Origin of the sequence: Pseudomonas tritici (assembly GCF_014268275.3) — a bacterium.
Classification (GTDB): Bacteria; Pseudomonadota; Gammaproteobacteria; order Pseudomonadales; family Pseudomonadaceae; genus Aquipseudomonas; species Aquipseudomonas tritici.
Genome location: NZ_CP077084.1, coordinates 943,852 through 956,325 on the forward strand (window position 1 = coordinate 943,852; position 12,474 = coordinate 956,325).

The following is a 12,474-nucleotide window of genomic DNA, read 5'->3' on the forward strand; positions in this document are numbered from 1 at the left end:
AGGGGATACACACACAACAAAATGTGGGAGCGGGCTTGCTCGCGAAGGCGGTGTATCAGTCAGCACATGTATGACTTGACACACCGCCTTCGCGAGCAAGCCCGCTCCCACAGGGGATGGTGTTTTTCCACAGAAACCGGGGGGAGTAGAAACAACAAAGCCGCCCGAAGGCGGCTTTGTTGAGTGGAGCACTTACTGGTTGGCCAGCTTGTGTTCCAGGTAGTGAATGTTCACACCACCCTCGCAGAAGCCTTCATCACGAACCAGGTCCCGGTGCAGCGGGATGTTGGTCTTGATGCCGTCGACCACGATTTCGTCCAGGGCATTGCGCATACGGGCCATGGCCTCGTCGCGGGTGGCGCCCCAGGTGATCAGCTTGCCGATCAGCGAGTCGTAGTTGGACGGAACCTTGTAGCCGCTGTACAGGTGCGAATCGACGCGAACGCCGTTGCCGCCTGGCGCATGGAAGTGCTTGACCAGGCCTGGACTCGGGATAAAGGTTTTCGGGTCTTCGGCGTTGATCCGGCACTCCAGGGAGTGGCCGTGCATCTTCACGTCGTCCTGGGTAAAGGACAACACGTTGCCAGCGGCGATGCTCAGCATCTCCTTGACGATGTCGATACCGGTGACCATCTCCGAAACCGGGTGCTCTACCTGCACACGAGTGTTCATCTCGATGAAGTAGAAACGGCCGTTCTCGTAGAGGAACTCAAAGGTACCGGCGCCACGGTAGTTGATGTCGATGCACGCCTTGACGCAACGAGCCAGTACTTCCTGGCGCGCTTTTTCGTCCAGGCCGGGTGCCGGTGCTTCTTCCAACACCTTCTGGTGACGACGTTGCAGCGAGCAATCGCGATCGCCGAGATGGATGGCGTGGCCTTGGCCGTCGGACAATACTTGCACTTCCACGTGACGTGGGTTGGTCAGGTATTTTTCCAGGTAGACCATCGGGTTGCCGAACCAGGCGCCCGCTTCGGAGCGCGTCTGCTTGGCGGCTTCGATCAGGTCTTCTTCCTTGTGCACCACGCGCATGCCGCGACCACCACCGCCACCGGCGGCCTTGATGATCACTGGGTAGCCGACTTCGCGACCAATGCGCAGAGCGGTTTCTTCGTCTTCAGGCAGTGGGCCGTCGGAGCCAGGAACGGTGGGCACGCCGGCTGCAATCATGGCGTCCTTGGCCGAGACCTTGTCGCCCATCAGGCGAATGGTTTCGGCTTTCGGGCCGATGAAGGCGAACCCGGATTTTTCCACCTGTTCGGCGAAATCGGCGTTTTCCGCAAGGAAACCGTAGCCCGGGTGGATGCCGTCAGCGCCGGTCACTTCTGCCGCGGCGATGATGTTCGAGACTTTCAGGTACGAGTTCGTGGCCAGTGGCGGGCCGATGCAGATGCTTTCGTCCGCCAGTTTCACGTGCATCAATTCGGTATCGGCCGTCGAGTAAACAGCGACGGTCTTGATGCCCTCTTCCTTACAGGCGCGCAGGATACGCAGCGCGATCTCGCCGCGGTTAGCGATCAGGACTTTTTGCAGTTTCTTCGCAGGTTTCAACATCGAAGGCGCTCCGCGGTTCAAACGATGGTGAACAGCGGCTGGTCGTACTCAACCGGCTGACCGTTTTCTACCAGGATGGATTCGATGACGCCGGCTTTCTCAGCGGTGATGTGATTCATCATCTTCATCGCTTCAACGATGCAGATGGTGTCGCCCACTTTCACCGTCTTGCCGACTTCAACGAAGGCTGGCGAAGTCGGTGCCGGGGTACGGTAGAACGTACCGACCATTGGCGACTTGACCACGAAACCGTTCAGCACAGGCGCTGCGGGTGCTGCAGGTGCAGCGACAGCAGGTGCGGCGGCCGGAGCAGCAGCGGCCGGAGCCGGCGCTTGCATCTGTGGCGCGTAGAACTGTTGGGCCGGAGTCTTGCTGTGACGGCTGATCCGTACGGACTCTTCGCCTTCCTTGATTTCCAGCTCGTCGATACCGGATTCTTCCAGCAGCTCGATCAGTTTCTTAACTTTACGGATATCCATGAATCATCAACTCCCAAGGGTCGGTCAGGGGCGCTTGGCCGGTTGTTCAAGCTGTTCCAGGGCGGCCTCCAGGGCCAGTCGGTAACCGCTGGCGCCAAGGCCGCAGATCACTCCTACCGCTACGTCGGAGAAGTAAGAGTGATGGCGGAAAGGTTCACGTTTGTGCACGTTCGACAAATGCACTTCGATGAATGGGATGCTCACCGCCAGCAGCGCGTCACGTAATGCAACGCTTGTGTGCGTAAAAGCGGCGGGATTGATCAGGATAAAGTCCACGCCTTCGCCGCGCGCGGCATGGATGCGATCAATCAATTCGTACTCGGCATTGCTTTGCAGGTAGAGCAGATGGTGGCCGGCTTCACGCGCCCTGCGCTCAAGATCGAGGTTGATCTGATCCAGGGTAACTGCCCCGTAGACGCCCGGTTCACGGGTGCCGAGCAGGTTCAGGTTGGGTCCGTGAAGAACCAGTAAGGTCGCCATCGGCTGTTCCTTGTTATTGATGTGAGTACGGCAGAACCCGGCGACTATGCCGCAAAGCCTTTGTGACTGTCCAGTTCTATGCAGTAGGCAGCACGATTAGCGAGGATAGCGCAAAGTATGTGACCAAGTCGTAGGATCTGGTCATTGGTGGTACGTCTTCGAAGTTGATGGAGATTCAATGTGGGCGCTGGCTTGCCTGCGATGGCGGTGTGTCAGTACCGGATGTGTTAACTGGCCCACCGCTATCGCAGGCAAGCCAGCTCCCACAGTTTTGATCTGCGCATAGCCCGTGATCTTGATGAGGCGGTAGATCGGATTAGACGCGGAACGCCTGCACCGCGGTGTTGAGCTGCCCACCGAGTACCAGCAGATGCTCACCCTGGCTGCGCCCCTGACCAATGCGCAGCAAGTTATCCTCACCCAGCTGATGAATCCGCTCACTGTTATCGCGAATCTCACTCACGGCCCCACTCTGCTGCGCCGTCACATCGGCAATGCGCACGGCCGTGTCGGAAATGGTCTGGATCGCGCCGACGATCTCATCCAGCGCACCGTCCGCCGCCTGGGCCTGTTGGGCGGTGGCTTCTGCGTGTTCGACCTGGGCGCGCATGCCTTGCACGGATTGGTGGGCGGCGCTTTGCAGGCCCGCAATCAGGGTCTGGATCTCCGCCGTGGCGCCAGCGGTGCGTTGGGCCAGGGAGCGGACTTCGTCGGCGACCACGGCAAAACCACGTCCGGCTTCACCGGCACGGGCAGCCTCGATGGCAGCGTTGAGGGCCAGCAGATTGGTCTGCTCGGCAATCGCGCGAATCACGGTGAGCACGCCGCCGATGGTGGCGGATTCTTCGGCGAGTTTTTCGATCATCTGCGCGTTTTGCTGCACTTCGCCCACCAGGGCGTGCAGCCCGGTCAGGCTCAGGCCGATCACGCGTTGGCCTTGCTCTACCGCCTGGCCGGCACTGCGACTGGCGCCCGCGGCCTGGCTGGCATCGCCGGCGACTTGCTGGATGGTCGCTTCCAGTTCCCCCAGCGAATCGCGGATCTGCGCGGTATCCCCAGCCTGGCGTTTGGCACCGTCGTGCAGGCCGCTGCTCAGTTCGGCCAATGCCCGACTGCTGCCGGCGACTTCCTCGGCATTGCCGCGAATAGTGCCCACCAAGTCCACCAGATAGGCACGCAGGCGGTTCAGCGAGGCTTCGATATCGTGCAGCTCACGGTTGGTCTTGCCCAGGGCAATCGGCTGGCTGAAGTCGCCCTCGGCCCAAGTCGACAGGGCCGGCGCGAGGTTGGTCAGCACGCGTGCCAGGCGCCGTTGCAAGGTGTCGATCAACAACGCGATCAGCAGGATCAGGCCGATCATCACCCCTTGCATCAGGCGAACTTCGCCCTGGATCGTGCCGTGCTGCGCGCGCACCACCGGCTCCAGGCCGGCGATGGCTTCCTGCACGGCCTTGATTTTCAGGTGGGTAGCGGCGGCCAGTCCGGCGCGTTGCTGGATCTGTTCGCGGGTGCGCTTGAGTTCGGCAGGGTAGCGGGTCAATAAGCTGTTGAGTTCGCGCTTGAGGTCGACGCCGGTGTCTTGGGCCTCGGTTTTCTCAGTGTTTTCCAGGCCCATCAGCGCGGAAAAATCATCCGCGCTGGATTCGGCGCTGGCCTTTACGCCCAACAGCGGCAGTTGTTCCAGCACATCCGCCTGGCTGCGGATATTGCCGACTTCGCGCTCCACATCATCAGCCAGTTCCGCGCGCCCGCTGCTCACCAGTTTGTCGCGGGCCAGGGACAGTTTGGCCAGATGCTGGGACGCCGCCAGCAGTGGCGGCAGGTAACGTGCGGCCTCTGCAGAATTGACGCCGATGGCGTACTGGCCCAGTTGCTCCAGGTTCGCGCCGAGTTCGCGCTCGGCTTGCAGCAGCAGGGCCTGTGGGTCACCCGCTAATTTGCCGGCGGCGAGCAGGTCAGTCTTGCTGAAGGCATCCAGGTCCACCAGGCTGGGGCGCAGGCTTTGCGCCAGGTCGGCGGGCAGTTGATCCAGGTCTTGCAACAGGCTTTCCAGGCTCTGGCTGGCGCTGCTCAGGCGCAGCGCGTCGCCGCTGGCCAGGTAGTCGTCAATATTGCGCGCGGCCTGGTTCTGAAAAGCCTGCGACAGGCCCAAGTAGCGCTCCATCAGCAAATACGGCCGTTCCAGAGCGCGCTGCGACCACCACAGCGTCGCCCCGAGCGCCAGGCACACGGCCACAATAAGGAGGGTGTTGAGATTGGTCAGCAGCTTCAGGCGCATGCGTGGTTTCAACCGACAGCAAAAGATAAGTGCCTGAAGTTATTGCGTTTCCATTACAGCGTTATGACCGAATCGGTGAATTCAGGTGAAAAGATGGCACTTTGCTTTGACGTGCGCGCCGCTTGCACGCGGTTACGCCCGGCATGCTTGGCACGGTACAGCGCTTCATCGGCCTGGGCGGCCATCATCAGGCTGTCGGAACCGTCGCACAGTTCCACCAGCCCGGCGCTGAAGGTGCACCACAAATCCTCGGGCTGGGCCGGGTAGTGGATTTCCGCAAAGCGCCCACGGATATCATCCAGGACCTTGCAGGCCGATTCCAGGTCGGTGTCAGGCATCACGATGGCGAATTCTTCGCCGCCGTAGCGCCCGATATAGTCAGTCTTGCGCAGTCGCTGCTTGAGAAACAGCGCCAGGCTCTTGATCACGCGGTCGCCCATGGGGTGGCCGTGGCTGTCATTGACCCGCTTGAAGTGGTCGATATCGAGCATGGCAAAGCTCAACGGCTTGTTCTCGCGGCGTGCGCGAAAGCTGCAGTCTTCGAGCAATTGCAGGATGTGGGTGTGGTTGTACAGCCCGGTCAGGCTGTCGCGCACCATCCGCGCCTTGAGGTTGCGCGCACGGGCCGCGCGGTTGCGCACGGTGGTGATCAGGTGGCGCGGCTTGATCGGCTTGGTGAGGAAGTCGTCGCCGCCTTCGCTCATGGCGTCCAGTTGCTTGTCCAGATCGTCTTCGGCCGACAGGTAGATGATCGGCACGCTGACGTAACGGTCGTTATGGCGGATGACCTTGGCCAGTTCGGTACCGGTACAGGCGGGCATGTACATGTCGAGGATGATCAGGTCCGGCTGGAAATCCGCCAGCTCGGCCATGGCCTGGATCGGTTCGATCAGCGTGCGGGTGACGATGCCGGCGCTGTTGAGCAGCCGCTCGGTGTGCAGCGCCTGGGCCCGCGAGTCATCGATGATCAGCACTTTATACGGCTCGTACTGGGCGACGCAGGTCAGTACTTCGATTTTTTCCAGCAGGCTGGAGGCTTCCAGGGTGCCGGTGAGGAATTCCTGGCCCCCGGCGCGCACGGCGGCCAAGCGAGTTGGCGTATCGGTTTCGTGGAGGCTGAAAAACAGCAGCGGCAACTTGTGCTCCAGGCCCTCCTGGGCTTCGGCGGCGAGCTTGAGCCCCAGCCCTGTGCCGCAGAAATCCACATCCATCACAATCGCCGAAGGCAAGCGTTCGGCCATCGACGCGCGAAATGCCGCCACACTGTCGAGGGATTGGGCGCTCATGCCAAAGAATTCCAGTTGCTTGGCCAGGCGCTCGGCGCGATCGTGATCGGCCAGCATCACGTAGATCGGCTTGCGCATCGGCGGCAGAAAGGTGTGTTCGAACTGGTCGCCCTGGCGCAGGCCGGTGCGGGACAGGCGCTGCATCAAGCGGTTGAGTTCGGTGATCAGTTGGCTGCTCAGGCGGCCACGGTTGTCGTCCACTGCTTTGAGTGATTCGCCGATATGCCGCGCCAACTGGCCGTGCTCGGGTTGTTCGAAGCGCTCGGCAAAGCGCAGCAGGCGCAAATTGGCTTCGCTGAGTTCGGAGAGGTCGGCGCCGGACCATTCGCTGCGTTGCAGGCGCTGCCAGATCTCAAGAATTTGACGTGCCTGATGAATTACCCGCTGGGCAAAATGCTGCTTGAGACGCTCACGGCTGGGGTCTTCTGGCTCGGTCATATCCTGACTACTAGTTAGGGTGCATGCTGAGGTCGAGTGGTGGCTCTATGCTAGCACCATCTTTCCGATGGGATGAGTGTCTTGCGTCAATAAACTGCTCTTCCTTGTTATTCAGTTGCTGACCCGGTGGTCGCGCAGCGGAAAAAGCGTGCATCCTTTATAGTCGAACGCTCCCTGTGCGCCAGTTTGGCGAAAAGCCCCGCATGGGCGGGCACGATGGGGTAGGGTTGTGGTCGGAGTGTTTGAACGCACGCCATCAATTCAAGTGCATGAACTCAAGTGATTGAAAGGATATCGCCATGCTGGACTGGAAAAACCGTGCAGGCAGTGCCAAAGGCCCTGCGCCTGAGCCCAAGTCGGCCAACCGCAGCTACTTCCGTACGCTGCTGATGAGTCGGGCATTGCTGAGCGTCCTCGGCCTGTACCTGTTGGTCACCGGCGCGCTCGGCTGGTACTGGAGCGAAGAGCCGGCGCTGTTTCCGGTCCAGCAAAATGCGCAGATCGCCGCCGAAAAAGACGGCAAGCAGATGGTGGTAGGGTTCACTACCGTCGAAACCCTCAAGACCGTGGTCGGCACCTTGCTGAACAAGCCGGGTGGCTACATTTCCAATGACCGCTTCCCGCCGGGTCTGTGGATGGACAACATGCCGAGTTGGGAATATGGCGTGCTGGTGCAGGTGCGCGACCTGACGCGCGCCCTGCGTAAGGACTTCGCCCGTTCCCAGTCGCAGTCGGCCGAAGACGCTGATTTGGCCAAGGCCGAGCCGCGCTTCAACTTCGACAACAAAAGCTGGGTGCTGCCGTCCAGTGAGTCGGAGTACCAAGAAGGCATCAACTCCCTGAGCCGCTATGAAGCACGTCTGTCCGACCCGAATCAGCGCGGTGCGCTGTTCTATGCCCGCGCCGACAACCTGAACAACTGGCTGGGCGACGTCGCCACCCGTTTGGGTTCGCTGTCGCAACGCCTGTCGGCCAGTGTAGGTCGGGTGAAATTGAACACCGCTCTGAAAACCGAGGCGCTGGCGCCGGGTGAAGTACCGCAGGTCGATGAAGAAGTGGTGGAAACCCCATGGATGCAGATCGATAACGTGTTCTACGAGGCTCGCGGTCAAGCTTGGGCCCTGTCCCACCTGCTGCGCGCCATCGAAGTCGACTTCGCCGACGTGCTGGCCAAGAAAAACGCCACCGTCAGCGTGCGCCAGATCATCCGTGAGCTGGAAGCCTCGCAGGAACCGGTTTGGAGTCCTATGATCCTTAATGGCAGTGGCTTCGGCGTACTGGCGAACCACTCGCTCGTCATGGCCAACTACATTTCCCGGGCCAACGCTGCAGTGATCGACTTGCGTCAGCTCCTCAACCAGGGGTGATGATGGACGCTCCTCAAAAGGAGGCCGCGCACCGCGCGGCTTCCGATGCTGAACTGATCTGCTGGGTCGACGAGCAGGACAACCTGCTCGGCACCCTTGTCAGGTCCGACCTGCGCCAGCGTGGCCTGATCGGCCGGTGCACCTTTATCTTCCTGTTTAACGCCCGTGGTGAGCTGTGTGTGCATCGACGCACCCTGAGCAAAGCCATGTATCCCGGTTTCTGGGACACGGCAGCGGGTGGGATGGTGGCGGCGGGCGAGTCCTACGCCTTATCGGCGGCCCGCGAGTTGGAGGAAGAATTGGGCGTCAGCGGTGTGGAGCTGACCGAACACGATCATTTCTACTTCGAAGACGGTGACAGCAAACTCTGGTGCAAATCCTACTCCGCTGTCTGGGACGGGCCGCTGCGCCTGCAGCCCGAAGAGGTCATGGAAGCGCGCTTTTTACCGATTGAAGCAGTCCTGCAGGAGGCTGAACAAAAGCCTTACTGCCCGGACGCCCAGGAAGGCTTGCGACGCTATCTGGCGTCACGTCGCTAAAGTTGCATGAAATGGCGCCATTTGGCCCTTAGCAAGTGGGCTTTTTGTCGTTACACTGCGCCACTTTTCATCCCCCAAGAGGATTGCCGGTGGCCAAAAAAGCCGCATCCTTCGCCGCCCTGGGCGGCCTGGTATTTTCCACCGACGCAGGTCGACACTGCCCGGACTGTCGCCAGCCCGTGGACGCGTGTACCTGTAAACAGACCCTGATCCCCGAAGGCGACGGTATTGCCCGCGTGCGACGCGAGAGCAAGGGCCGTGGCGGCAAGACGGTGACCACCATCACCGGCGTGCCGCTGGCAGAAGACGCGCTGAAGGAGCTCGCCACCACGCTGAAGAAGCGCTGTGGCACCGGCGGCGCGTTGAAAGACGGCGTCATCGAGATCCAGGGCGATCACGTCGAATTGCTGTTGGCCGAGCTGATCAAGCTCGGGTACAAGGCCAAGAAGTCCGGCGGCTGAAAGCCTCTTCCCGACCTGTGTCTAAACTCTGTCCTGCGAATGAGGTCTACCTCCCTCACAGGCAAATCGTCATTTTTATTCTTTAGACTGCGCCAGCCTCTGCGAGAGGTGGCGCCTTCGCCTTCATTTATAGGGGACTTCGATGTCCGTACGACGCACACGCAAAGACGATGGCAGCCAATGGACAGTTGCGGACAGCCGCAGTGTTTACGGGATCCGCCATTGGGGGGCCGGGTATTTCGCGATCAATGAAGCCGGTCGCGTTGAAGTCCGTCCGAACGGCCCGAACAGCACGCCCGTGGACCTGTACGAGCAAGTCGACGAATTGCGTAAAAGCGGCCTGTCGCTGCCGTTGCTGGTGCGCTTCCCCGACATTCTGCAAGACCGTGTACGCCAGCTGACCGGCGCCTTCGATTCGAACATCGAGCGCCTGGAATACCAGAGCAAGTACACCGCGCTGTACCCGATCAAGGTGAACCAGCAGGAAGCGGTGATCGAGAACATCATCGCCACCCAGAATGTGTCCATCGGCCTGGAAGCCGGCTCCAAGCCTGAGCTGCTGGCCGTACTGGCCCTGGCGCCGAAGGGCGGCACCATCGTCTGCAACGGTTACAAAGACCGTGAGTTCATCCGCCTCGCGCTGATGGGCCAAAAGCTCGGCCACAACGTGTTCATCGTGATCGAGAAAGAATCCGAAGTTGAGCTGGTGATCGAAGAGGCCGCCAGCCTCAAGGTCAAGCCACAGGTCGGCCTGCGCGTGCGCTTGTCGTCCCTGGCGTCGAGCAAGTGGGCAGACACCGGTGGCGAGAAGTCCAAGTTCGGTTTGTCGGCGGCGCAACTGCTGTCTGTGGTCGAGCGCTTCCGCGCGGCGGGCCTGGACCAGGGCATTCGCTTGCTGCACTTCCACATGGGCTCGCAGATCGCCAACCTGGCCGACTACCAGCACGGGTTCAAGGAGGCCATTCGTTACTACGGCGAACTGCGCAACCTCGGCTTGCCGGTGGACCACATCGACGTGGGCGGTGGTCTGGGCGTGGACTACGACGGTACGCACTCGCGTAACGCCAGCTCGATCAACTACGACATGGACGACTACGCCGGCGTGGTCGTGGGCATGCTCAAGGAATTCTGCGATGCGCAGAGCCTGCCGCACCCGAACATCTTCTCTGAAAGCGGCCGCTCCCTGACCGCTCACCACGCCATGCTGGTGGTGCAGGTCACCGACGTCGAGAAACACAACGACGAAATCCCGACCATCGAAAACAAGGAAAGCCTGCCGGAAACCGTGCAATGGCTGGTGGACCTGCTCGGCCCGACCGACATCGAGATGGTCACCGAGACCTACTGGCGCGCCACTCACTACATGAGCGACGTGGCCACCCAGTACGCCGACGGCAAGCTGACCCTGGCCGAAAAAGCCCTGGCCGAGCAGTGCTACTTCGCCGTGTGCCGTCGCCTGCACAACTCGTTGAAAGCCCGCCAGCGCTCACACCGCCAAGTGCTGGACGAACTCAACGACAAGCTGGCCGACAAGTACATCTGCAACTTCTCGGTGTTCCAGAGCCTGCCGGACACCTGGGCCATCGGCCAGGTATTGCCGATCCTGCCGCTGCATCGCCTCGACGAAGAGCCGCTGCGCCGTGCCGTGCTACAAGACCTGACCTGCGACTCCGACGGCAAGATCAAGCAGTACGTCGATGAGCAGAGCATCGAGACCAGCCTGCCGGTTCACGCCTTGAACGAAGGTGAGGACTACTTGCTGGGGATCTTCCTGGTGGGCGCTTACCAGGAAATCCTCGGTGACATGCACAACCTGTTTGGTGACACCGATTCGGTGAACATCTACCAGCGTGAAGATGGGTCGGTGTACAGCGCGGGTATCGAGACCCACGACACAATCGAAGACATGCTGCGGTATGTGCACTTGTCGCCGGAAGAGTTGATGACGCATTACCGCGACAAGTGTGCAAGTGCGAAGATCAGTGCGTCGGAGCGTACTCAGTTCCTGGATGCGTTGCGCTTGGGGCTGACGCGGTCTTCGTACCTGTCCTCGTAATCTGAGCTGACATCAATCTAATGTGGGAGCGGGCTTGCTCGCGAAAGCGGAGTGTCAGTCACCGAAAATGTTGACTGACCCACCGCTTTCGCGAGCAAGCCCGCTCCCACATTTGGATCTCATTTCTTCAGTTGCTACCTAGCCATAACCCCCGCCGATTTAAACGCCAGGCAATCGCCCACAGCGTCAGGCTGCGCACCGCCATAAACATCAGGAAGGTTATCCACAGCCCGTGGTTGCCCAAGCCTTGCAACATCCATGCGACAGGTAATGTCAGCAATACCGTCAACAGCATCCCATTGCGCATCTCCCGCGCGCGCGTAGCGCCGATAAACAAACCATCCAGCAAGTAACTCCACACCGCAATCAACGGCAATACCGCGAGGTAAGGCAGGTAGATGTCGGCGGTTTCGCGTACGCTGGGAATATCGGTCTGCATGGCGATAAACAAGTGGCCAGCGACGGTGAACAGCAGCGCGAAACCGACGCTGGCGATCAGCGACCAGCCGCCGGCCACTACCAGCGAACGGCGCAGCGCTGGGCGGTCATGGGCGCCGATGGCGTGGCCGCACAGGGCCTCGACGGCGTGAGCCAACCCATCCAGGGCGTGGGCGGTCAGCAACAGGCCGTTGAGCAGCAGCGCGTTGGCGGCCACGGTAGCGTCGCCCAGGCGGGCGCCTTGTACGGTGATCATGAAAAACACCGATTGCAGCGCGAGGCTGCGGATGAAGATGTCGCGGTTGACCGCCAATAGCGGGCGCCAGCTTTCCCACAGCTTCAGTGCCGCCCAGGCGATGTGACCGGGGTAGGCGCGCAGGGCTTTTTGCGTCAGCGCGAGGCCCAGCAGGGCGCCGGTCCATTCGGCAACGACCGAGGCGCGGGCGGAGCCGACCACCCCCCAATCCAGGCCCAGTACGAACCACAGGTTGAGGGCGATGTTGACCAGGTTGGTGGTCAGCAGAATCGCCAGCGGCGCGCGGGCGTTTTGTGTGCCGAGGAACCAGCCGACCAGCGCGTAGCTGGCCAGCGCGGCGGGCAGGCCGAAGAGGCGGGTGTGGAAGAAATCCTGCGTCAGTTGATTGAGCTCGGGGGAGGGCTGCATCCACTCCAGCGCCAGATGGCTCAGCGGGATGCCCACGGTGCCGAGCAGCATCGCCAGGCCCAGTGCCAACAGCAAACCTTGCAGCAGGATTTGCCGCAGCGCTGCCCCATCATTGCGCCCGGCAGCTTGGGCGGCGAAACCGGTGGAGCCCATGCGCAGGAAACCCATGGCCCAGGCGAGGAAGGTATACAGGCTGGCGCCGACGGCTACGGCACCCAGTTGGTGGGCGTGGGGCAGGTGGCCGATGACCATGCTGTCGACCAGCGCTACGAGCGGCACCGAGATGTTCGACAGGATCATCGGCGCAGCCAGGGCCCAGACGCGGCGGTGGGTGGGGCGGTGGCGCCAGTCGGTGAGCAGGGTGGTCATGAGGGCTCCTTTGGGGAGGGGTATTGTAACTGTCCCTCCATGACACCGCGGAACCAATGTGGGAG

The 12,474-nt window shown here is 61.2% G+C and carries 10 protein-coding genes; 4 read left to right on the plus strand and 6 right to left on the minus strand.

Annotated elements, in window-relative coordinates:
* Positions 1 to 192 precede the first annotated feature (192 nt).
* From accC to HU722_RS04010, 5 genes are all read right to left on the minus strand, one after another.
* Positions 193 to 1,554 carry an acetyl-CoA carboxylase biotin carboxylase subunit gene (gene accC / locus HU722_RS03990; protein ID WP_003188188.1) on the minus strand — a complete coding sequence of 454 codons (1,362 nt, stop codon included), beginning with the start codon at positions 1,552 to 1,554 and terminating at the stop codon, positions 193 to 195.
* 17 nt (positions 1,555 to 1,571) lie between these two features.
* Positions 1,572 to 2,033, minus strand: coding sequence for an acetyl-CoA carboxylase biotin carboxyl carrier protein (gene accB / locus HU722_RS03995; protein WP_065889044.1), 462 nt, complete (start codon positions 2,031 to 2,033; stop codon positions 1,572 to 1,574).
* A 24-nt stretch (positions 2,034 to 2,057) separates the two neighbouring features.
* The gene (gene aroQ, locus HU722_RS04000; protein WP_012721999.1) at positions 2,058 to 2,513 is read right to left on the minus strand and encodes a type II 3-dehydroquinate dehydratase; all 456 of its coding nucleotides are present in this window, start codon (positions 2,511 to 2,513) and stop codon (positions 2,058 to 2,060) included.
* Between the two features lie 316 nt (positions 2,514 to 2,829).
* Complete coding sequence (locus tag HU722_RS04005; RefSeq protein ID WP_065889042.1) at positions 2,830 to 4,791, minus strand: methyl-accepting chemotaxis protein; 1,962 nt, start codon at positions 4,789 to 4,791, stop codon at positions 2,830 to 2,832.
* 53 nt (positions 4,792 to 4,844) lie between these two features.
* Positions 4,845 to 6,515, minus strand: a complete 1,671-nt coding sequence (locus HU722_RS04010) for a response regulator (RefSeq protein WP_065874285.1) — start codon at positions 6,513 to 6,515, stop codon at positions 4,845 to 4,847.
* Positions 6,516 to 6,814: 299 nt separating this feature from the next.
* Here HU722_RS04010 and HU722_RS04015 point away from each other — a divergent pair, with 299 nt between their 5' ends.
* The 4 genes from HU722_RS04015 (at position 6,815) to speA (ending at position 10,938) form a co-directional block, all read left to right on the plus strand.
* Entirely contained in the window at positions 6,815 to 7,882 is a 1,068-nt protein-coding gene (locus HU722_RS04015) for a DUF2333 family protein (protein ID WP_065889040.1), read from the plus strand.
* Between the two features lie 2 nt (positions 7,883 to 7,884).
* On the plus strand, positions 7,885 to 8,421 hold the full coding sequence (locus HU722_RS04020; protein WP_065879936.1) for an NUDIX hydrolase: 537 nt from the start codon (positions 7,885 to 7,887) through the stop codon (positions 8,419 to 8,421).
* Positions 8,422 to 8,510: 89 nt separating this feature from the next.
* A complete protein-coding gene (locus HU722_RS04025; protein ID WP_017849660.1) occupies positions 8,511 to 8,882 on the plus strand; it encodes a translation initiation factor Sui1 in 372 nt (123 codons plus the stop codon).
* A 142-nt stretch (positions 8,883 to 9,024) separates the two neighbouring features.
* Positions 9,025 to 10,938: an arginine decarboxylase gene (gene speA / locus HU722_RS04030; protein ID WP_065874282.1), complete on the plus strand. Its 1,914-nt coding sequence runs from the start codon at positions 9,025 to 9,027 to the stop codon at positions 10,936 to 10,938.
* A gap of 127 nt (positions 10,939 to 11,065) precedes the next feature.
* Here speA and HU722_RS04035 read toward each other — a convergent pair whose 3' ends face one another.
* Complete coding sequence (locus HU722_RS04035) at positions 11,066 to 12,409, minus strand: MATE family efflux transporter (RefSeq protein WP_065874281.1); 1,344 nt, start codon at positions 12,407 to 12,409, stop codon at positions 11,066 to 11,068.
* Positions 12,410 to 12,474: the final 65 nt, after the last annotated feature.

Coding starts and splice junctions, on each gene's coding strand:
- accC (WP_003188188.1), bottom strand. CDS start 1,554: ATGTTGAAACCTGCGAAGAAACTGCAAAAAGTCCTGATCGCTAACCGC.
- accB (WP_065889044.1), bottom strand. CDS start 2,033: ATGGATATCCGTAAAGTTAAGAAACTGATCGAGCTGCTGGAAGAATCC.
- aroQ (WP_012721999.1), bottom strand. CDS start 2,513: ATGGCGACCTTACTGGTTCTTCACGGACCCAACCTGAACCTGCTCGGC.
- HU722_RS04005 (WP_065889042.1), bottom strand. CDS start 4,791: ATGCGCCTGAAGCTGCTGACCAATCTCAACACCCTCCTTATTGTGGCC.
- HU722_RS04010 (WP_065874285.1), bottom strand. CDS start 6,515: ATGACCGAGCCAGAAGACCCCAGCCGTGAGCGTCTCAAGCAGCATTTT.
- HU722_RS04015 (WP_065889040.1), top strand. CDS start 6,815: ATGCTGGACTGGAAAAACCGTGCAGGCAGTGCCAAAGGCCCTGCGCCT.
- HU722_RS04020 (WP_065879936.1), top strand. CDS start 7,885: ATGGACGCTCCTCAAAAGGAGGCCGCGCACCGCGCGGCTTCCGATGCT.
- speA (WP_065874282.1), top strand. CDS start 9,025: ATGTCCGTACGACGCACACGCAAAGACGATGGCAGCCAATGGACAGTT.
- HU722_RS04035 (WP_065874281.1), bottom strand. CDS start 12,409: ATGACCACCCTGCTCACCGACTGGCGCCACCGCCCCACCCACCGCCGC.